Source organism: Planococcus sp. PAMC 21323 (genome assembly GCF_000785555.1).
Taxonomy (GTDB): Bacteria; Bacillota; Bacilli; order Bacillales_A; family Planococcaceae; genus Planococcus.
The window spans coordinates 2,271,916-2,294,154 of sequence record NZ_CP009129.1 but is presented as its reverse complement, the minus strand read 5'-3'; the positions used below and the strand labels follow the sequence as shown (position 1 = coordinate 2,294,154).

The following is a 22,239-nucleotide window of genomic DNA, read 5'->3' as shown; positions in this document are numbered from 1 at the left end:
TCGGTAAGTTGATGTCATTTATAAGAGAGGTGCTTTTGTATGACTAGGACTAAAAAAAGGGATTTAATCTTTGTTGGGCCTTTGCCCCCTCCGATATTAGGAGAAAGTATCGCTCTTCAATCTTTGTACAATTCAGAAAAGCTTCACCAACAATACAATGTGAAAAAAATCAACTTAAGCAAAAAAGATTTCGAACATCCTGGTGCGCTTTCTTTTGACAAATTGCTTCAAGATTCGCTAGCTATTCTATACTCTGGCTATTTAGCGTTACGTATGAAAAATCCGATTTTGTATATTTCCATTTCACAAACGAAAATGGGTTTATTGCGAGATTGTGTAATGATTCAAGCTTGTAAAGTACTAGGACGTGGCAAAGTAGTGAGTCATTTACATGGCAACAACTTAGGAGGAACTATTGATGCTACTTCAGGAATTGCGCAAAAATTCATCATCCATTCGTTGCGAAAAATCGATGTTGGAATTGTGTTAGGAGAGAAGTTGACATCAAACTATCGTGGCTATGTCAAACGGATAGAAGTAGTATCCAACGGGATTCCTGCTGACTTTATATTGAAAAATGAAGTGGGTCAAAATAAGAAAAAGGGACCTATATCTCTTTTGTATTTGAGTAATCTCATGTTTGAAAAAGGTTATATTGAATTGATTAAAGCGACCACTGCGCTAATTCAAGAAGGGCATAATCTCCGGTTAGACTTGGTTGGTGGGATTCAAAACGAAGATGAATTTCAACAAATCAAACATTATATCGCGGAAAATGATGTGGATCATCTGATTCAATATCATGGGCTAAAACAAGGGGAAGAGAAAAAACGCTTTTTCCTTGAATCCGATATGATGGCTTTGCCTACAAAGTATAAAGTAGAAGGTCAACCGATGTCTATAATCGAAGGAATGGCAGCAGGTTTGCCAATTATCTCTTCAGATCGAGGAATTATTGCAGAATTGATTAAAGACTGTGGTGTGGTGATCGAACCAACTGTAGAGGGAGTCAAAACAGCAATAAAAGATTTAGTGATGGATGACGCTGAGCGTATGCGCCTCGGGAGAATGAGTCGGGATACGTTTGAAGAGTATTATACGGAAGATAAATACACCGATCGGTTGGTGTCTATTTTTGATGAACTTTAAGTAGGCAACGAGTTTGTTGCGTGCTTTTTAGGAAAGGGAGGGTCTTATGCTACGCAAAAGAAAAATTACCTTTGTTATTAATTATTTTTATCCAGATCTTGCCGCAACAAGTCAATTGATGACCGAACTGACCAAGTATCTACAGCGCGATTTCATCATTACAGTTATTGCGGCACAACCGGGATATGCTGGAGAAAATCATGATAGTAAAAAGCTTTTTGAAGAAGCGTATGTCGAAAATATCAAAGTGGTTCGGATCAAACTTCCTGAAGTTAATAAGAACTCGAAAATCAGTCGGATTAAATACATCTCTTCTTATTTCTTATTCGCAAACATTGCTTTGTTGAAGGAGAAAGGAACAGATGTTATTTTTACGATTTCTCAGCCACCCGTATTAGGTGGATTGATCGGGACTATCGGCAAGCTACTTAAGCGGTCGCGACATGTTTATAGCATTCATGACTTTAATCCAGAACAAGCACAAGCAGTGGCATATACGAATAATCAAGCTGTTTTTAAAATTGCAAAGGTGATTGATAAAATAAATTGCAGTTATGCCGATCAAGTGTTGGTCGTTGGAGAAGATATGGCAGAAACCTTAAAAGGTCGTTTTGAAGGTGGGAAAGTACCAGATCATACCATCATTAGTAATTGGACAGACGAGGAAGCGATTGTACCGCTTGAAAACAATGAGCCTGAGATCCGTGGATTTTTAGAAACACACGGGTTACAAGATAAGTTTATCGTCATGTATTCCGGCAATCTCGGATTATATTATGATTTAGAAAACCTAATCCAAGTGTCGAAAGAATTTGTGGACCAGTCGGATATTGTCTTCTTGTTTATCGGGGAAGGCGCTGTTAAACAACGGATACAAACATATGCGATAGAAAACAAGTTGGAAAACGTAAAGTTTTTACCTTACCAACCGAAAGAATTTCTTAAGTATTCCTTAAATGCAGCCGACGTTCATTTGGTTGTTAACCAAAAGGGGATAAAAGGTGTATCAGTGCCAAGTAAAATTTATGGTGTTATGGCCGCGGGTAAGCCAGTTCTTGGTGTTCTCGAAGAAGGAAGCGAAGTACAGCGCTTAATTTTCGAAAGTGGAGCGGGTATTGTCGTCGAGCCTCAAGATTACCAAGGTGTCATCCAGGCGATTCAATATTTGTATAGTTTAGATGCAGGTGATTTAAAAACAATGGGATTAAAAGGTCGCGCATATTTAGAAAAAAACCTGACGCGAGATACCTCTATCAATAAATATCGTCAAGTATTGCAGAGAGTGGCAGATCGTTCTCAACCAGGTTCAGTTCAGCGGGTTAAACAATATGAAAGAGTTATTCATAAAAATAAATAGACTGTAAAACCAGATTTACGAAATTGCATCATTTCGTAAATCTGGTTTTTTGTGTGGAAATTTATAAATCTATGCATTGTTTAAAAGTGGTTAATCCAGTTAAACGATAGATAAAAACTTAAATGGTTTAAATTTCTAAAAAACATGAAAAATAAAATAACTTGTGAATCCTTGATTTATCAATGTTCGGGACACATAATAGGTAAATATATCTGATATTTCTAACAAATTAGAAAATTAGATTGAAATATTAGGTATTTATATATATAATGAGGTCATACCATTTCTATTTAACCAGAACTAGTGATTATTTAGTTTGAAATAAGGGTGAATATTACCTAAAAGTCATCTAAACGGAAAAAGTAATAGGTCTTAGTAACCAGTTTAATTATCGCTCTGATTAGAGTGTTTACCGAAGAGGGGGACGTAATATGAGATTAGTATTATTGTCAGGGGGGTCAGGCAAACGTCTATGGCCACTTTCAAATGACGCACGATCTAAACAGTTTCTTAAAGTATTAAGTGATGAGGATGGCAACAAAGTTTCGATGGTTCAACGCGTGTGGAAACAAATCGAAGAAACGGGAATGGCTGAAAATTCCATTATTGCAACAAGTAGTTCCCAGGTAGATATGATCAAAACGCAATTAGGACAAGAAGTGCATGTAGTCACTGAACCAGAAAGAAGAGATACATTTCCCGCAATTGCTCTTGCCGCGGTTTACCTTTATTCTGTACAGAAATGTTCAGTAGATGAAGTTGTTGGGATGCTGCCGGTAGATCCTTATGTTGAGAACCGTTTCTTCAACCGTGTCCAAGATTTAGAGGAAGCTTTATTGACTTCGGGAGCCGACCTAGCATTAATGGGAGTAAAACCGACTTATCCTTCTGCAAAATATGGTTATATTATTCCGGAAGATAAAGCAGATGATGGATATTTAACGGTTGACTACTTTAAAGAAAAACCGACAGAAGAACAAGCGGACGAACTGATCAAACAAAATGCGCTTTGGAACTGTGGTGTTTTTGCTTTCAAATTAGGCTATATTATCGATCTACTTAAATCTAGAGGAATGCCTATTGAATATTCTCAATTGCTGAGAAATTATCATAAACTTCCTAAAAATAGTTTTGATTATGAAGTGGTCGAACGCGCGGATCATATTGTCTCGTTGCCTTATGATGGTTACTGGAAGGATTTAGGTACTTGGAATACGCTGACAGATGAAATGGCGGTTCAAGTAACTGGTAAAGGGATAATCGGGAAGGGCGTAGAAAATTCTCATATCGTAAACGAACTTGATATTCCGATTACTTTGCTCGGCTTAAACAATGTAGTGGTGGCGGCCAGTCCAGATGGAATTTTAGTAACAGATAAAGATGCTAGTACAAAAGTAAAAGAGTATGTCGAAGGTTTTAATAGTCGACCAATGTATGAAGAGCGAAGATGGGGATGGTATCGTGTGTTGGAATACACAAGATACGCTGAAGGCAATGAAGTGCTAATAAAGCGCTTAGGTATAACTGCTGGTAAAAACCTTAGTTACCAAGTGCATTATAAGCGCAGCGAAGTGTGGACCATTGTTAAAGGTGAAGGCATTTTTGTTTTTAATGACCAATTGAGCCACGTGCGAACAGGAGATGTGATTCATATCCCGCTAGGTGCCAAACATACATTAAAGGCTACGACTAATATGGAAATTATTGAAGTGCAGACGGGTAGTGAGTTGATCGAAGAAGATATCTTCCGCACTTCAAATGAATGGGAAGAAATTGAAGAAATTTGCAAAGTAAAACAGACTGCTCGTTTCGGATGATGTAACAAAGATTGGTGTTGGAACACTAACTGAACTTTCTATGATGGGAGGAAATCTCATGTATAAAGAACCTGTTTTTTTAAGACCTATTTTCCAAGAACGAATATGGGGTGGTGATAAGCTGCAAGCGCTTTTTGATTACGACATTCCATCGAAGACAACTGGAGAAGCTTGGGTTATATCTGCTCATGAAAATGGACCTTCTATTATTATGAATGGTGAATTAGAAGGTAAAAGTTTATCGGAAGTATGGCAAAATTATCCTCAATTATTTGGTGCTGAAGAAACAAAGAGTGAATTTCCACTACTTGTGAAAATTCTTGATGCTCATGATCAATTATCCGTCCAAGTGCATCCAGATGATCATTACGCTGATGAATCTATTCATAAACCAAGTGGGAAAACCGAGTGTTGGTATATTTTAGATTGTGAAGAAGATGCAGAAATCATTATCGGTCATCAGGCGCAATCAAGAGAAGAATTTCAGCGGTTAGCTGGCCAAGGTGAGTGGGGAAAATTGTTCCAAAGTCTCAAAGTGAAAAAAGGGGATTTTGTTTACGTCCCAAGCGGCACACTGCATTCAATCGGAAAAGGAATTGTAATTTTAGAAACTCAACAAAGTTCTGATATTACATTTAGGCTATACGACTACGACCGAGTTGACCATGAGGGTAAGAAGCGCGAATTGCATTTAGAGCAAGCGTTGGCTGTGATGACATGTCCTCATAAACAAGTGATGCAAGATAACTTAAAAGAGCATCTGAATAATTTGGAATCTACTCGTTTGATAGAGGGAGAATATTTTACGGTTTACCACTGGAAGCTTGGCGGAAGAACTGAAGTTCCATTAACAACTGGATTTTTATTAGTTAGTGTCATTAATGGGATGGGTCAAATAGTCACAAAAGAAAGTGTTTCAACTGTAAAAAAAGGAGATAACTTTATTGTTCCAGCCACAATAGGAGATTATTTTATTGATGGGGATCTGGAAATGATTGTGTCGCATACTTAAATACGCTTCAAATTATCAGAATATTTAAAAATTAGAATAGCGGATTTTAATCTACAGATTCCACTTTATGTAGGTATATAAAACTATATAACTAATGATTTCAGAAAATTTATAATATAAAAACTACAATTCAAGGACTATCGATGGTACAATGGGGCAATATTTAACGGCTTTACGCATGAGAGTAATTACTTTAATGCGTGTTTAGTACCCATTCTAAAGTTTGAATTGTTGTTTTATGCAAATCGAAAGGTGGGTGGGTACGAAAATGAAAAAAATCACAAAGGCGATTATCCCAGCAGCTGGTTTAGGTACTCGATTTCTTCCGGTGACAAAAGCAATGCCGAAAGAAATGTTGCCAATTGTTGACAAACCAACGATTCAATACATTGTAGAAGAAGCGATTGCGTCTGGCATAGAAGATATCATTATCGTTACGGGTAAAGGAAAGCGGGCCATTGAAGATCATTTTGATAAGAATTTTGAGTTAGAGGACAATTTATTTAAAAAAGGTAAGTTCGAACTTTTAGAAAAAGTTCAACATACCTCAAATGTAGAAATTCATTATATTCGTCAAAAAGAGCCAAAAGGCTTGGGACATGCGGTGTGGAGTGCACGTAAGTTTATCGGTAATGAACCTTTTGCGGTGCTATTAGGGGATGACATTGTAAAATCAGAAAAACCTTGCTTAAAACAATTGATTGATCAATACGACAAAATGCAATCATCTATTATCGGAGTTCAACAAGTTCCTGATCACGAAACACATCGATACGGCATTATTGAACCAAGCGCAGTAGATGGACGGTGTTATGAAGTTAGTAATTTTGTAGAAAAACCAAAGCCTGGAACGGCTCCTTCAAATTTGGCGATTATGGGCCGTTACATTTTACAGCCTGAAATTTTTGATTTTTTAGGAAATCAAAGTGCAGGTGCAGGAGGAGAAATTCAACTGACCGATGCCATTCAAAAGCTTAACGAAGTCCAAAGTGTTTATGCTTATGATTTTGAAGGCAAACGATACGACGTAGGTGAAATGCTTGGGTTCCTACGGACGACGATTGAATTCGCGTTAGATAGCCCCGAGTTCGGACAGGATGTAGAGAACATCATTAAGGAATTGATGGCTGAAAAATCAGCCACACCATTAATTTAGTCTGGGGGCATCGTTATGAAAATAGCTGTAATCGGAACTGGATATGTTGGGTTGGTAACCGGTGTGAGTTTGTCTGAAATTGGACATGATGTCATCTGCATTGATCTCAATAAAGATAAAATAGCAAAAATGCAAAAAGGAATATCACCAATTTATGAACCTGGTTTAAGTGAATTGATGACAAAAAATATTAAAGCAGAGCGCTTGAGTTTTACAAGTGATCATCGACTAGCGCTCCGGCAAGCAGACGTAATTTACATTGCTGTAGGAACTCCGGAAAACAAAGATGGCTCAGCTGAATTGTCTTTTGTTATTCAAGCAGCAGAAAACATAGTTGAATGTATAGAGCGAGATGTTATTGTCGTAACGAAAAGTACCGTTCCTGTTGGCACAAACGACATGATTAACGACATCTTTCAATCTCAATTACCAAGCGACTTGAAAGTCGATGTTGTATCAAATCCTGAATTTCTAAAAGAGGGATCTGCTATTCATGATTCTTTTCATGGTGATCGGATCGTTATAGGTACAAACAGTGAACATGCGTTTAATATTCTTGAAGAAATCAATCAACCCTTTAACGTCCCGATTTTTAAAACTGACATTAAAAGTGCGGAGATGATCAAATATGCATCCAACGCATTTTTAGCTACAAAAATTAGTTTTATCAACGAAATCTCCAATATTTGCGAACTTTTAGGAGCGAACATAGAAAATGTTTCAACGGGTATGGGATTGGATCAGCGAATTGGCAGTCAATTTCTAAAAGCGGGAATTGGATATGGCGGTTCGTGTTTTCCAAAAGATACGAAAGCGCTCATTCAGATTGCGGGAAATGTTGAATATGAGTTTGAATTGCTGAAAGGCGTCATTAACGTCAACAAAAAGCAGCAAGGGATTATTATTCGAAAACTAAATGACTGCATTCCTAACCTTTTAGGTAAAAAAGTTGCTGTGTTGGGACTAGCGTTTAAACCTAATACAGACGATTTACGCGAATCAGCTTCTATTTTAGTGACAGAAGAACTGATTAATCAAGGAGCAGACGTAGTCGCGTATGATCCAATTGCAATGGACAATGCAAAATCTATTCTCAACCCACTCATTCAATATGCTGGATCAATAGCAGAGGCAATCGAAAATAGCGATGCTGCATTAATCTTAACGGATTGGGATGAAATCAAAAATGTAGAACTAACTGTATTTAATAAAATGAAAACTCCGCTTGTTATTGATGGGCGCAATTGCTTCTTAGTAAAAGATATGGAGATGCACGGTATAGAATATCGTTCGATAGGCAGACCAGTTGCAGCCAAACAGATTGAAGTAACTCCCATCTGATAAGTAACAGGAATATATGATGAAAGTGGTGATTCAAATGTCAGTATCCGCTCCTGAAAAAGAAAAGATGAATATAAAAACAAGATACAGCGAAATGGTATTTGAAAGCGTAAAAACAAATACCAGCAATGGTTATTTGTATACAAAACGCTTTCTAGATATTGCCGGTTCATTGGTAGGGCTGATTATGTTGATTCCCGTATTTCTGATTATCAGTCTGTTAATCAAACTGGAAGATCCTAAGGGTCCAGTGTTCTTTAAACAAAAAAGAGTAGGTAAGCACGGCAAAACCTTTGATATGTACAAATTTAGATCTATGGTCTGTAACGCGGAAGATTTAAAAGCTGCTTTGCAGCAACAGAATGAGGCATCGGGACCTGTATTCAAAATCAAATCCGATCCGAGAATTACTAAAATCGGGAAATTTATTAGAAAAACAAGTATCGATGAACTTCCTCAGTTGGTAAATGTGTTAAGTGGAGATATGACAATCGTAGGTCCACGACCGGCTTTACCGGACGAAGTCGCACAATACACGAATTATGAGAAACAGCGTATTAGCGTAACTCCAGGATTGACTTGTTTTTGGCAAGTCAATGGCAGAAGCAATATAAGCTTCAAGGAGTGGGTCGAAATGGATTTAGAATACATCCGTAAGCGCACGACGGCATTAGATATCAAATTAATCTGCAAGACCATCCTAGTGCTGTTCGGATCAAAAGATGCGTATTGATGTTAATTAGTTAAGTAGATGTTCTAAGTGAATAAAAAATCTAGTAGTTAATGCTGTTAAATCATGCTCATAACTTCGGACTGAGGGACATCGAGGAACTACCTTGATGTCCTATAGCTGGGTTTAAAAATAAAAGTAAGAGTAGGTATTTCAGCCCTAAAAAAATGATTGAAAGGAGGTTTGGCGAAATGATTGAAACCATCAGCTTGCGTGAAGTATACGGCATCTTAAAAAATAAGCTGCGCTTAATATTGACCATCACTATTTTAATTATGATGATTACAGCCTTGATATCGTATTACTTCATTACACCCATTTATCAAACATCCACACAATTACTTATTAGTCAAAAGCAAAGTGAGACGATAGTCGACTCGCAAAGTATTGATATCGATTTGCAGTTAGTCGGTACATATAGTGAGATTATTAAAAGCCCAATCATACTAAATCAAGTAATTAGTCAGTTGGAATTGGATATGTCTTATCAAGAAATCAAAGAGAAAGTTAATGTGGATGTTGCGGAAAATTCGCAGTTGCTCAATATATTCGTAACAGATCCAGACCCTGCGATAGCAGTGGGAATTGCGAACAAAGTAGCTGAAGTTTTCGAAATAGAAATTATGGATCTGATGAATATTGATAATGTGTCCATTTTATCACCGGCTGTTGTCCTAGAGAATCAGACACCTGTGTCGCCAAATCCTCCGCTTAATATTTTGTTAAGTGCAATTGTTGGGTTTGTCATAGGCGCGACCATTGCGATGATCCTCCGCTATTTAGATACGACAATTAGAGTAGAAGAAGATGTAACGGATATTTTGGGACTACCTGTTCTTGGAGCGATCTCGCCAATGAATGATGAAGAAGACATTCCGGTTAACGAACCGATTGCTTTTAAACGCAGGGAGGAACAAGAATGGTAAAGAAAAAAAACAAGCCAGAAGCACATGGTCGGAAGTTAGTTGCCTTTACTAATCCAAAATCACGAGTCTCGGAGCAGTTTCGAACTTTGCGAACGAATATTCATTTCACTGCTCCAAATAGAGATATTCGTTCACTAGTCGTAACGTCTGCATCGCATTCGGAAGGTAAATCAACGACATCTTCAAACTTAGCGATTGTTTTTGCTCAAGAAGGTAAACGTGTTTTACTAATTGATGCAGATATGAGAAAGCCGACAATGCATCAAACTTTTAAAATTAGCAATTCAAAAGGTTTATCAAATGTGTTGATTCGTCGTGTTTCCTTAAAGATGGCGATTCAAACTAGTGGCATTGAAAATTTGGACCTCTTACCATCTGGGCCAATTCCTCCAAATCCTGCAGAGTTATTGAGTTCATCAAATATGGATCTCCTGTTTGAAGATGCTCTGGATACGTATGATTTGTTGATTTTTGATACACCACCCGTTCTTTCGGTGACGGACAGTGTGATTTTAGCGAACAAATGCGAAGGAACTATTTTAGTTTTGAATTCAGGAAAAACAGAAAGGGCACATGCGCTGAAAGCAAAAGCAGCCATTACTGCAGCGTCAAAATCACGATTACTTGGAACAGTCCTTAACAATGTTCAAGTTCAAAAAGATTTCGATTACGCTCAGTATTACACCCAAACTACTACTAACTAACTAAATTGTAGAAACGGATAGAAAAAAGTTCAATCAGTTTTCTGATTGAACTTTTTTTGTGGTTTTATTCTTTTCGTTCCTCAAGTGATATTGGGCGTATAGTTCCCCAGCTTGAAACGTCTATTATGACTTGTAGGTCACGCGCTTGTTCAAGTTGAGGTCCCAAGCCTTGCTCTACATAAAACTGCTCTAATTGAGGTGCTGTAACGCGACTATCGTACACATAGCCTTCAATAGCTCCAAAAAAAGGATCAGCTTCAACGCGGTCAAGAACAGCGAAGCCATCTTCAGCAGTTTTCAACGTAAAGTAAATAGAATTGTCGTCGGTGTTGGTAGACGACTTTAAGTCTGGGTATTGTAACATTACATACTCCCCGTAAAAAGGATCGAACGGATCGAAAGGTTCTGCTCTTAGAACATATTGTTCGCCGAACCAGGAGGCTGCGTAATAACTGACGAGTAATAACACAATAAATACAGATTGAATAATCGGGAAGAGCCAGGCTTTCATGGTTTCGCACCTTCTTTCCTACGATTAATCCACCAAGCTGCTCCTGATAACAGAAACAGCAGTATAGCTCCGATGAGGAAGAAGAGAGACATATCGAGACGTTCCCAAGCGTAAATAATATAAATCACAAATTGGACGATGATAAAATAGACAAAGCCTAATCCAAGCTTTTCATTGTGCCGCTGCGCGATTATCAAATAAGCAAGTCCACTTAGCTCAGCAACAACTGCAAGTCCTATTGCCGTATCATCAAATAATAACAAACCAATGACACCAGGAACTGCTAGCCACATGAGAGAACGGAATTTGAAATAGCTTAAGAGGAGCACGCCACCTGCAACAATGGCTAGAGCGATGGCTTCAGCCCAATGGCTTTCATCTATGATATTGATAAATGTTTGGCCGCGAATTGCTAAATACACGATAAGCAAAATTCCTGCAGTAATTAAATAAAGTGGTCGCATCATTTGCTGTTTATTTTCGGAAACAATGAGTAAGAGCAAGATGAGAGCGAACAAGGTCCAAATCGGCCAAAGAGCGCTATCATAATCTACTAGTCCCCAAAGCATAAAGCCGGAAGCAAATAGTAATAGCCAACTAAGAGCAATAGGTGCCAAATTTTTACTGAAATAAAACCAACTAAACGTAATGGCGATAAAAATACCCCATTCTAGCCAGCCGATATTAGGCAAGAACGACATTAAAACGGATCCCCCAAAGAAAAATCCGACAAGTGAATAAATGAGGTGTCGCCAGTAAAAATAATGGGCTAGTGCTGCTAAAAACATTGCCCAAGGTAAGACGGAGTTTGCCAGTGGGAAATGGAAAGTCTGAGCAGCTGTCAGCAGAGTTGCCCCAAACATTGCGAGACCGATAACTCTGAACAAAAGTGGATAGCCGAAATTTTTCTTCTCAGAAAAATAAGCGACCGTGTAAAACAGCCACATTAATGCCAGCATTAGCAAGACTTTTGCGATATCTGGTATCAACTGCCAATTGGCTGCGATAAAACTAAACACAGCAAGCGCGAAGAATATCAAACCAATCATCAAAAGCAACGGTAGTTTTTTAGGAGCAGGCTGATGTTTTTCAAACGTCATGATCCGTTCGACTGTGTCTTGGTCAATCAGACTAGCCTGTTGCCATTGTTTCAGTTTTCTCTCCGTTTCCATGTTCACTCCTCCTTATTTTGTTACTCTTATTATAGCTGAAAATTACTATAATATATAGGGAAATGGTATCAGTTAAAAAAACCACCAAACTGTGGAGTTTTGCCCCAAGTTTAGTGGTTTTCTAGTTTTGTAACTTCACTACGAGGATATCATTTATAACACGAATGGCATTTTTAGCGGGCCAAGACTCCATATTTGCGTATTCCTTTGAAGCAGTAATATCTTTGTACTCTTGTTCAGAAGCGAATTTGTACGTTACGCCAAAATGATTTTGCATTATATGATTATAGTGGTACGGATACAAAACAATGCTATCTCCTAAAGGACCGGTCATTTTCGGAATGCTTTCTGGAATGTTACTTGTACTCAAAGTTGAATCCAGTCTGTAACGGCCGATGATTGCTAGTTTTGATGTGGGAGTAAGATTATCAGTTTGCTCGATGCGACTGATTACTCGATTGACAAATGCGGTTGATTTTTCATACTTTAACTCCATATTCAAGTAAGCAATATTTGAAATAAGAGCAAAGTTGAAGATCGTTATAAATACGATTAAAACGCTCAGCCATGAAAAGATTTTTGCTGAAAAAGTTGGAACGGAAAGATGTTCATAAAAAACAACAGGTAATATATAAAAGCTAACAAGAGCGAGAACCATCAACATATGGTAATTCAAGTCTGCTGACATAAAGTACAAAATATAAGAAGTTAGTGGCATAAGCAGAAGCATCAACACAGCAAGAAAAGCATTTATTTTTGATATAAATTTGCGATTTTGAATTAACAATAAAGTAAAGCCAAAAGCGATTAATAAAAAGACCGCTAGATTCAACCATTCAAATAGATTCGCCGGAAGATCTGTTATAAATCCACGGAAGAAAAAAATTGAAAAGGCTTCGTGAATTTGCTTGATTTGCTCGAAAATAGAAGCATTACTTTGTCCAACTGAGTCTAAACCTTGATAGCTGGTAATATCCCCAGCGAACAAAGTTTGGTAAAGTTTGAAATTCATTACGTATAAAGTCATCCCAATACTAACCAATGCAAAAAAGCGCAAAAGATAAGATCTTATTTGAAAACTGGTGATTTTCCTACCTATGATTTCAGTAATTAAGAAAGTTAGGATGAATGCTAAAAGAAGTGGGAAATTAGCTTGGTATATTCCGACGCCTATATAGAAGAGGATAGAAGCCGGGATAAAGCCATATTTGTATTTTCGGGTGATGAGTAAAGCCGCAATAGTCAATAAAGAACCAAACATATAGCCATCTGCAGTAAACATATAAGAAAAAGTGGAAGCGATCGTTGGGAATGTGACTACTAAGCAGCTAACTGCCACAACGGACAATGTTTTTTTAAATTGAAACAACTCAGTAAGGATGACGGCTATTAAAGCTAAGTAAAAAATAGCGAGTAGCCCGTTAATCCAAGGCAAGTCGAAATAAGAACTGATGCCACTAAAAGGAGACAGGAAAAAACGCCCTGAATCGCCTTTTAGTTGGGGACTATGTATATTTATCAAACTGTCGTGATTGGGAAGCATATTCGTAAAAACAAACATATGACATAAAATCCCGGTAATAAAAGCAGTTAGAAAAGCTGTTTTCCATTGTGGTTTTATCGCCGATTTTAATGTTACTAGAAACTCTTCAGGCATGTTTTGATGTCTCCTAATCTATTACAGATTCTAACTGGATTTGGTACGTAATTTCCAATTCTAATCATAGCAAACTTTGACTAGTGAACAAAGAGTATTTTTTTGTAGAATAATAGAAGGTTTTATTGATCGTTCTTTTTTTCGCTTTCTAAAATCGCCACTTCGAGAGCTTTCATAGGATGCATAATGATTTTCCCATGTCCGACTGCTAACATTTCAGGATTTAGGTTTTTAATTTTTTTCGCACTAGTGAGTGCTATTTTTTTATTCCACGTTACCCAAGCTGAAAACGGGAAAAGTGTTTTGAATGTTCCAGATACGGCAATGCCACCATGTGTATGGAGTGCATCACCTACAATGAGATAACGATTGCGGGTATCAAATAGCGAAATTGAACCGGGCGTATGTCCGGGCGTAGTGATCACTCTGAGTGAACCAATCAAGTCGCCTTCATCGAGCATACGCTCAGGTTGCGTTTCAATATTTTTGGGCACTCCACCTTTAATTGGTGAATCCGGTTCGCCGGGTAGAGCACTACTGTCCCCTTTGAGCAAACGTGCGTCCCGTGAAGACATGCCGACGACAGCGTCCGGCCATTCTTGCTTAATGGCGTCAAGAGCACCGAGATGGTCCATATGGGCGTGTGTGATGACGATTTGAGTTAATGGTTTGTCCATAACGCGAATAGCCAACAAAATCTGTTTGGCATTAAAACTAAGTGCGGTATCTATTAATGTCAATTCGGTTTCTTCGTCGATAATGTAACAACTGATTGGAAGTACTAGTGGGAAGAACGTTAATTGATAAACAGGTCCTTTTTTTGTCATGCGCATGATAGAGATCCTCCTTATAAGGTGTTTTATTCGTTTTAGTTTATACTGTTTGGATAGTATTTGGTGTGAATTAGGAAATATGTCTAGATTTATTTCAGTTTAAGTTCAAAATCTTATATGCCAAAGACCGGGAAAGTGAAAAATCGCACTTTCCGCTGAAGAAATGGGGTGCGGACAGTATTTGCGTGATTTGGACAGTAAACCATCTTGTTTGGACAGTATTTCGTCAATTCCGACAGTATTTGAGCTAAATCGGACAGTATGTCCAAAATTTGGAATCTAAAACAATACTTTAAATGAAATTCAGAACAACAGACATTTTCAATCAGGCTCACTATAATAGATAGAAGGGGATGGAGTCATAAACTACTTCGTAGTGAGATTTCCGGGCGCAGCATCTTTCATTTTTAGAAGAAGTGCACAATAGTGGAAAGTAGTAGCAAATGGAAAGTTTACAGACGGTTCTGGTGGAATGGTCATTTATCGAGTAGAGTCAATTGAGGAATGTAAAGCGTTAGTTTCGAGAGAATACGAAGTTATTGAATGGGAAGCTGTTTGGGCAGAGCATGTGAAATAACGAAAGGAGGAAAATCAGTGTATGAGCTAACTGGTGTTTTACCTGTTTTACGCAATATGAAAGAATTTGAACGTTTACTAAGTAGCGATCATGAATTTATTATCTTTTTAGAAACTCGCTTATCGCAGTTAAAGCAATTGGTACAAGTTGCGAAAAAAGCTGATAAGAAAGTAATTCTGCATGTCGATTTAATTCAAGGGTTAAAAGCAGATGCTTATGGATTTGAATATTTAGTAAGAGAAGTTAAACCAGACGGAATTGTTTCGACGCGAAGCAATGTTATTTCGTTAGCTAAAAAAAATAATTTGCTGACAATTCAGCGATTGTTTCTTCTGGACAGTCAAGCATTGGAACATAATATTAAGTTGATCAACCAAGTCAAACCTGATTATATTGAGATACTGCCAGGAATTATACCGTCTGTCATTAAAGAAGTTTTCGATAAAACGGGCATACCTGTTATTGCGGGTGGATTGATCCGGACGAAAGAAGATATTCAACTTGCTTATGACGGAGGAGCTAAAGCAATTTCAACATCACAGGCAGAACTGTGGGAATTTTGAAATAAATGTTGACAGCGTTTTCATTAACTGATAACTTAGACTTACAAGTTAAGAACTGTGTTGGAGAAATGGAGACCTGCACTGAAAAGAGCGCTTTTAACAAAAGAGTGGCTAGTTCAGTGCGGGTCTTTTTCCGTTTTTTCGAGACGGTCCTTAAACGAAAAAAAAAGGGGTGCAAAACGATGACGGAGTTTTTAGCAGAAGTAATTGGTACGATGATTTTGATTATTTTTGGTGGTGGGGTAGTTGCAGGTGCAGTATTAAAGGACTCTAAAGCAGAAAATGGCGGTTGGGTTTTGATTACGCTTGCATGGGGTCTAGCAGTTACGATGGCAGTTTACGCAGTAGGTAGTTTTTCAGGAGCACATATTAATCCAGCAGTCACTTTGGGTCTTGCTTCTGTTGGTGATTTTCCTTGGGCTAAAGTGCCAATGTATATCGCAGCACAGATTCTAGGAGCTATTCTTGGTGGAGTCATTGTCTTCTTAAACTATTTACCACATTGGAGACGGACTGAAGACAAGGGCGCAAAACTTGCAGTGTTTGCAACTGGACCAGCAATTCGTCGTCCTTTCTCCAACCTAGTTAGTGAAATTCTTGGAACAGCCGTATTAGTGATGGGCTTATTGTTCATTGGTGCTAATGATTTTACTGAAGGTTTAAACCCATTAATCGTAGGTTTGTTGATCGTCGCGATCGGGATGTCACTTGGTGGCACTACTGGATACGCAATCAACCCAGCGCGTGACCTAGGTCCGCGTATTGCACACGCATTGTTACCAATACCAGGTAAGGGAAGTTCAGATTGGTCTTATGCGTGGGTACCAGTTGTTGGTCCTATTTTCGGTGGTATTTACGGCGCATTATTTTATAAAGCAATGTTCACTGGCGCATATGATTTACCATTCTGGGTGATGAGTGTGGTCTTATTACTAGTATTATTGGGAGCGACAAGCGTAGAATTGAAAAATGGTCACACAACAGCTGATACAATTGAAGAAAAAATCTCATAATTCATTAGGAGGAGTTCATTTTGAGTAAAGATTATATTTTATCTATCGACCAAGGTACGACAAGTTCACGTGCAGTATTGTTTAATCACAAAGGCGAAATCGTGGAATCTGGCCAGCAGGAATTTGAACAATTTTTTCCAAAGCCAGGCTGGGTAGAACATGATGCAAATGAAATCTGGACATCGGTTTTAGCGTGTATGGCAGAAGCTTTCCGCAAATCAGATATTAGCCCAGATCAAGTTGCAGGTATTGGGATTACAAACCAACGTGAAACTACCGTTGTTTGGGATCGTCACACAGGCAAGCCGATTTACAAAGCGATTGTTTGGCAATCACGTCAAACAGATGGCATTTGTAATGAATTGAAAAAACAAGGCTTGAATGATGTTTTCCGTGATAAAACAGGTTTGTTAGTGGATGCTTACTTCTCTGGAACAAAAGTGAAATGGATTCTAGATAACGTTGAAGGTGCACGCGAAAAAGCAGACAATGGCGACTTGATGTTCGGAACGATCGATACATGGTTGGTTTACAAATTGTCAGGCGGCAAAGCGCATGTAACGGATTACAGTAACGCATCGCGTACATTGATGTACAACATTTATGATTTAGAATGGGATCAGGAATTATTAGATATTTTAACTGTACCGAAGAGCATGTTGCCAGAAGTACATCAATCATCTGAAGTTTATGCAAATACCGTTGATTATCATTTCTTCGGTCACGAAGTACCAATTGCGGGTATTGCAGGTGACCAGCAAGCTGCGTTATTCGGTCAAGCTTGCTTTGAAAAAGGTATGGCGAAAAACACTTATGGAACTGGTTGCTTTATGTTGATGAACACAGGTGAAGAAGGTGTTAAATCTGACCATGGCTTGTTAACGACTTTGGCTTGGGGCGTTGACGGCAAAGTAGAATACGCACTTGAAGGTAGTATTTTCGTCGCTGGTTCAGCCATTCAATGGTTGCGTGACGGCTTGAAGATTATTAAAAATGCTCCTGAAAGTGAAAACTATGCAATGGAAGTCGAATCAACAGACGGCGTATACATGGTGCCGGCATTTGTTGGTCTTGGGACGCCTTACTGGGATACAGACGCACGTGGTGCTGTTTTCGGTCTAACACGCGGTACAACGAAAGCTCATTTCATTCGTGCAACACTTGAGTCGCTTGCATACCAGACAAAAGATGTTGTCGAGGTTATGATTGAAGATGCAGGAATTGAATTGAAGACTTTACGTGTTGATGGCGGAGCGGTTGCAAATGATTTGTTAATGCAGTTCCAAAGTGATATCCTAGATGTACCGGTAGAACGTCCAGTCGTTCAGGAAACAACAGCACTTGGTGCAGCTTACTTAGCTGGACTAGCAGTTGGATTCTGGAAAGACAAAGAAGAAATCGCTCAGCAATGGAAGATCGACAAAACATTTACACGTGATATGTCGACAGAAGACGGCGAAAAACTTTATGATGGCTGGAAACAAGCGGTAGCAGCAACACGATTATTTAAACCAGAAAACTAACATACAAGTTAATACGAGAGATATACGGCCGGAGACTTCGAGAGACCAAGCCAGTTCCACAGAAAAAAATTCTGTAACTGTGCCTGGATCTCTCTTTTTATTTGGAAAAATGGGTATACAAGTTAGAAAGAGCCATTTTTTAGCCTACTGAAACCGATTTCTACTTAAGAAATTTTATGCAAATGCAGTTTTTATGGAGCAAAGTAGACAGATGGCTAAATCTCAAACAAAAAAGAAGGAGTAGATGAGTTTATGAAATTTTCAAGTTTAAACAGAAACGAACGTTATAACCAAATGAAACAAAATCAATTGGACGTTTTAGTAATTGGTGGAGGCATTACAGGTGCTGGTATTGCATTAGACGCTACGGTTCGCGGTATGAACATCGCGGTAGTCGAAATGCAAGATTTCGCAGCAGGTACAAGTAGCCGTTCAACGAAACTGGTTCACGGTGGCTTGCGTTACTTAAAGCAATTTGAAGTGAAAATGGTTGCAGAAGTAGGAAAAGAACGTGAAATCGTTTATGAAAATGGACCGCATGTAACAACTCCTGAATGGATGCTATTACCGTTTTACAAAGGTGGGACATTCGGACCGCTCAGCACAAACGTTGGTTTGCGCGTCTATGACTTTTTAGCAGGCGTTAAAAAATCAGAACGTCGGAAAATGTTAAGCAAAGAAGAAACATTGCGCCGTGAGCCTTTATTGAAGAAAAAAGGCATTAAAGGTGGCGGTTATTACGTTGAGTACAAAACGGATGATGCGCGTTTAACAATGGAAGTTATGAAAAAAGCAATCGAAAAAGGCGCTATGGCAATGAACTACGCAAAAGTGAAAAGCTTTATATATGATAATGGCAAAGCAGTGGGTGTTCGTGTAGAAGATCAAATCGATGGCACAATCCACGAACTATTTGCGAAGAAAATTGTTAACGCGGCTGGACCATGGGTAGATACATTGCGTGATAAAGACCATTCGAAATTCGGTAAAACTTTGCAGTTAACAAAAGGGATTCACTTGGTTTTTGATGGCCGTCGTTTCCCGATGAAACAAGCAATTTATTTTGATATGCCAGATGGTCGAATGGCGTTTGCTATACCGCGTCAAGGAAAAGTGTATGTTGGGACTACAGATACGGTATACAAACAAGATATCGCACATCCAACGATGACAGAAGAAGATCGTGATTATGTGTTAAAAGCGGTTGACTTTATGTTCCCAGAAGTAGGCATTACTAAAGAAGATGTTGAATCAAGCTGGGCTGGCTTGCGTCCGTTAATCCATGAAGAAGGAAAAGACCCTTCTGAAATTTCACGTAAAGACGAAATTTTCATTTCCGATTCAGGATTGATTTCAATTGCGGGTGGTAAATTGACAGGTTACCGTAAAATGGGCGAAAGCATTATCAACATAGTAGCCGAGCAACTGCAAAAAGAAGGCGGCAAAAAATATCCGAAGAGCTCAACAAAACGCTTACCAATTTCAGGTGGTGAAGTAGGCGGTTCGAAAGGCTTTAAAACGTTTAGAGAAGACCGTGTTCGACAAGCAAGTGGTATGGGGCTAACAGCTGACGCGATGAATATGCTGGTAAGTCGCTATGGTGCTAATGTTGACACAGTTCTCCATTTCTATACAAAAGGAATAGACGAAGCAGCAGAAGCTGGACTTGATCCAATCGTTTACGCGATGTTGCGTTATTCAATGGAATACGAATCAGCATACAAACCAATCGACTTCTTTATCCGTCGTACGGGTGCGTTGTTCTTTGATATTCACTGGGTACATGCACATAAGGAAAGTGTCATTGCTTATATGAGCAAAACGCTTGTGTGGAGCGAAGAACAAACAGAAGAATACCGCACTGAACTAGAAGGTTTGCTTTATGAAGCAACGCATCCAGTTAAAATATCTTCACTAAGCTCAAACTAATTAAAACCAATCCTGCCCATTGTCTATAAATGACTTTGGGTGGGATTTTTAAGTTTAAATAGCTCTTCTAAATAGACTGATACTATATAAATTCGTGGTATAGTTAATTGAAATAGTCTGATTATTAGAGGAGCAATATAATGAGCCGAAGTAAATTATTGGATAGCTATGAACAAACAACTCAACAATTGGCAGGGCATGGACCAAGAAATGTAGCTGTCTTAAAAGATGCCTTCGAATCAATTGATGGTAAAGTCAGTAGTGATAAATACGGACAAGGTTCTGTGATCGAAGATTTTCAAAAACAAATGGCTGACTTTTTAGGCAAAGAAGATGCCGTTTTTTTTCCAAGTGGTACGATGGCGCAACAAATTGCTTTACGAATTTGGTGTGATGAAAAAAACTGCAAAAAAGTGGCCTATCATCCGTTAAGCCATTTGGAAATTCACGAAGAAGATGGATTGAAGAAATTACACGGCATTCAATCGATTTTATTGGCAGATAAAGATCGTGTCATCGAGTTAGAAGACGTTACTTCAATGAGTGAAGAAGTTGCGTGCGTTTTGCTGGAGTTGCCACAGCGTGAAATTGGTGGCCAGTTGCCCAGTTATGAAACACTCGAAGCCATTTCAAGTTATTGCCGAGAAAAAGATATCAAATTGCATCTAGATGGAGCACGCATTTTAGAATGTCTTCCTTATTACGAAAAAACCATTAAGGAACTATGTCAGTTATTTGATTCGGTGTATTTGTCGATGTATAAAGGAATTGGCGGTATCGCAGGGGCTATTTTAGCTGGTGAGCGTGATTTTATCGCCCAGTCGAAAATTTGGAAAAAACGTCATGGCGGCGATTTGATTTCTTTGTATCCCTATATTTTGAGTGCGGAAACGTATTTTGCGCAGCGCAAAAATCGCATGGGAGATTATTATACCCAAGCGAAAGAACTGGCTTTGCATTTTAATGCGTGTGAAGGGATTTTCACTATACCTGAAGTACCTGTCACTAATATGTTCCATGTGCATTTTAATGAAACACCTGAAAAAATTGCACCGATACTAACACAAGCTCAAGAAATAATGAATTTAGGTGTTTCTGGCTATTTGCGTAAAGAAAAGCAAGGCTGTTCGTTTGAAATTAGCATTGGCGATCAATACCAAAAAATACCTCAACAAAAAGTGAAAGTTTTTTTTGAATGGTTGGAAGAAAAGTTGAAAACCTTAAGGTAAGGTGCGAAAGGACTTCCTTTTTTATTCGAATAAACATATTTTTTTGCAGAATGGGTAAAGAAGTATATTGAATGACAGCAACAAGTTGTCAAACTGATAACTGGGGGATGAGCAGATGAGAAAAATGAACAGAGGAATGATTACTTCTTTAGGAGCAATTGGCGTGGCGCAAGCGTTGAAAATCGTGACACATAAAACCGTATCCGGTAACTGGGACTGGAGACAAGCCTTTACAACAGGAGGCATGCCAAGTTCTCACTCCGCGGGTGTGTCAGCACTAGCGGCATACGTAGCTGCTAATAAAGGCGCACGCCATACCGAAACGGCACTTGCGATTGTGTTTGGTGTCATCGTTATGTACGACGCACAAGGTATACGTCGCCATACTGGTGAAATCGCACGACTAGTCAATGAACTTGAAGACAGCTTCGTGAAATTTTCTGGAGAGTTCCCAAGCTTTGAATTTGTGGAACGCGAAAAAGATTTGAAAGAATTGCTTGGCCATCAACCTGTTGAAGTAGCTGCAGGAGCAGCTTTCGGAACGGTTATAGGATTGGTATCAGCTGCTATTGAAAACCGCTACCGTGAAATTAAAGAAAAAGAAAAGCGTTCTAAAAGTCAACTAGCTTATGATGGACAAGGTCGTCGAATGACCCGTTCGCATTAAATAAACCAAGCCATTCCTTTAGAGGAGTGGCTTTTTTGTGGGGGGAATTGGTGTAACCGCACCTCAGGAAGCAAAGAGCGCACCTCGGGAGGCGAAGACCGCACCTCGGGAAGCGAAGAGCGCACCTCGGGAAGCAAAGACCGCACCTCGGGAAGCGAAGACCGCACCTCGGGAGGCAAAGAGCGCACCTCGGGAGGCGAAGACCGCACCTCGGGAAGCAAAGCCCGCACCTCGGGAGGCGAAGCCCGCACCTCGGGAAGCGAAGACCGCACCTCGGGAAGCGAAGACCGCACCTCGGGAGGCGAAGACCGCACCTCGCCCGGCGAAGACCGCACCTCGCCCGGCGAAGACCGCACCTCGGGAGGCGAAGACC

The 22,239-nt window shown here is 39.1% G+C and carries 19 protein-coding genes; 15 read left to right on the top strand and 4 right to left on the bottom strand.

What is annotated here, in order from left to right:
* Positions 1-39 precede the first annotated feature (39 nt).
* The 9 genes from PLANO_RS11505 (at position 40) to PLANO_RS11465 (ending at position 10,192) form a co-directional block, all read left to right on the top strand.
* A complete protein-coding gene (locus PLANO_RS11505; protein ID WP_038704590.1) occupies positions 40-1,149 on the top strand; it encodes a glycosyltransferase family 4 protein in 1,110 nt (369 codons plus the stop codon).
* A 46-nt stretch (positions 1,150-1,195) separates the two neighbouring features.
* Positions 1,196-2,506 (top strand): glycosyltransferase family 4 protein, encoded by a 1,311-nt coding sequence (locus PLANO_RS11500; protein WP_038704589.1) that lies wholly within the window; start codon positions 1,196-1,198, stop codon positions 2,504-2,506.
* Positions 2,507-2,937: 431 nt separating this feature from the next.
* Complete coding sequence (locus PLANO_RS11495; protein ID WP_038704588.1) at positions 2,938-4,323, top strand: sugar phosphate nucleotidyltransferase; 1,386 nt, start codon at positions 2,938-2,940, stop codon at positions 4,321-4,323.
* Between the two features lie 58 nt (positions 4,324-4,381).
* Positions 4,382-5,335 carry a mannose-6-phosphate isomerase, class I gene (gene manA, locus PLANO_RS11490; RefSeq protein ID WP_038704587.1) on the top strand — a complete coding sequence of 318 codons (954 nt, stop codon included), beginning with the start codon at positions 4,382-4,384 and terminating at the stop codon, positions 5,333-5,335.
* A 268-nt stretch (positions 5,336-5,603) separates the two neighbouring features.
* Positions 5,604-6,491: a UTP--glucose-1-phosphate uridylyltransferase GalU gene (galU, locus tag PLANO_RS11485; RefSeq protein ID WP_038704586.1), complete on the top strand. Its 888-nt coding sequence runs from the start codon at positions 5,604-5,606 to the stop codon at positions 6,489-6,491.
* A 15-nt stretch (positions 6,492-6,506) separates the two neighbouring features.
* Complete coding sequence (locus PLANO_RS11480) at positions 6,507-7,832, top strand: UDP-glucose dehydrogenase family protein (RefSeq protein WP_038704585.1); 1,326 nt, start codon at positions 6,507-6,509, stop codon at positions 7,830-7,832.
* 19 nt (positions 7,833-7,851) lie between these two features.
* Positions 7,852-8,565, top strand: coding sequence for a sugar transferase (locus PLANO_RS11475; RefSeq protein ID WP_038704584.1), 714 nt, complete (start codon positions 7,852-7,854; stop codon positions 8,563-8,565).
* A 188-nt stretch (positions 8,566-8,753) separates the two neighbouring features.
* A complete protein-coding gene (locus tag PLANO_RS11470) occupies positions 8,754-9,488 on the top strand; it encodes a YveK family protein (protein ID WP_038704583.1) in 735 nt (244 codons plus the stop codon).
* Positions 9,482-10,192, top strand: a complete 711-nt coding sequence (locus tag PLANO_RS11465; protein ID WP_038704582.1) for a CpsD/CapB family tyrosine-protein kinase — start codon at positions 9,482-9,484, stop codon at positions 10,190-10,192. Before PLANO_RS11470 ends, PLANO_RS11465 begins: the two co-directional genes overlap by 7 nt.
* A gap of 64 nt (positions 10,193-10,256) precedes the next feature.
* On the opposite strand, the gene PLANO_RS11460 is transcribed toward PLANO_RS11465, so the two are convergent.
* The 4 genes from PLANO_RS11460 to PLANO_RS11445 form a co-directional block, all read right to left on the bottom strand.
* Positions 10,257-10,703, bottom strand: a complete 447-nt coding sequence (locus PLANO_RS11460; RefSeq protein WP_038704581.1) for a GDYXXLXY domain-containing protein — start codon at positions 10,701-10,703, stop codon at positions 10,257-10,259.
* Positions 10,700-11,875 (bottom strand): DUF2157 domain-containing protein, encoded by a 1,176-nt coding sequence (locus PLANO_RS11455; protein WP_038704580.1) that lies wholly within the window; start codon positions 11,873-11,875, stop codon positions 10,700-10,702. The genes PLANO_RS11460 and PLANO_RS11455 overlap by 4 nt, the downstream gene beginning before the upstream one ends.
* A 121-nt stretch (positions 11,876-11,996) precedes the next feature.
* Entirely contained in the window at positions 11,997-13,532 is a 1,536-nt protein-coding gene (locus PLANO_RS11450) for a glucosyltransferase domain-containing protein (protein ID WP_038704579.1), read from the bottom strand.
* Positions 13,533-13,654: 122 nt separating this feature from the next.
* Complete coding sequence (locus PLANO_RS11445; RefSeq protein WP_038704578.1) at positions 13,655-14,365, bottom strand: MBL fold metallo-hydrolase; 711 nt, start codon at positions 14,363-14,365, stop codon at positions 13,655-13,657.
* Positions 14,366-14,959: 594 nt separating this feature from the next.
* Between PLANO_RS11445 and PLANO_RS11440 the strand changes: the two genes are divergently transcribed.
* The 6 genes from PLANO_RS11440 to PLANO_RS11415 all read left to right on the top strand — a co-directional run bounded on the left by PLANO_RS11440 (position 14,960) and on the right by PLANO_RS11415 (position 21,866).
* A complete protein-coding gene (locus tag PLANO_RS11440; protein ID WP_038704577.1) occupies positions 14,960-15,505 on the top strand; it encodes a glycerol-3-phosphate responsive antiterminator in 546 nt (181 codons plus the stop codon).
* A gap of 182 nt (positions 15,506-15,687) precedes the next feature.
* Positions 15,688-16,518, top strand: a complete 831-nt coding sequence (locus PLANO_RS11435) for an MIP/aquaporin family protein (protein ID WP_038704576.1) — start codon at positions 15,688-15,690, stop codon at positions 16,516-16,518.
* A 20-nt stretch (positions 16,519-16,538) separates the two neighbouring features.
* A complete protein-coding gene (gene glpK, locus PLANO_RS11430; protein WP_038704575.1) occupies positions 16,539-18,041 on the top strand; it encodes a glycerol kinase GlpK in 1,503 nt (500 codons plus the stop codon).
* A 252-nt stretch (positions 18,042-18,293) separates the two neighbouring features.
* Positions 18,294-19,970 (top strand): glycerol-3-phosphate dehydrogenase/oxidase, encoded by a 1,677-nt coding sequence (locus PLANO_RS11425; RefSeq protein WP_038704574.1) that lies wholly within the window; start codon positions 18,294-18,296, stop codon positions 19,968-19,970.
* Positions 19,971-20,110: 140 nt separating this feature from the next.
* Positions 20,111-21,199: a threonine aldolase family protein gene (locus PLANO_RS11420; RefSeq protein WP_038704573.1), complete on the top strand. Its 1,089-nt coding sequence runs from the start codon at positions 20,111-20,113 to the stop codon at positions 21,197-21,199.
* Positions 21,200-21,314: 115 nt separating this feature from the next.
* Positions 21,315-21,866: a divergent PAP2 family protein gene (locus PLANO_RS11415; protein WP_038704572.1), complete on the top strand. Its 552-nt coding sequence runs from the start codon at positions 21,315-21,317 to the stop codon at positions 21,864-21,866.
* The last annotated feature ends 373 nt before the right edge of the window (positions 21,867-22,239 follow it).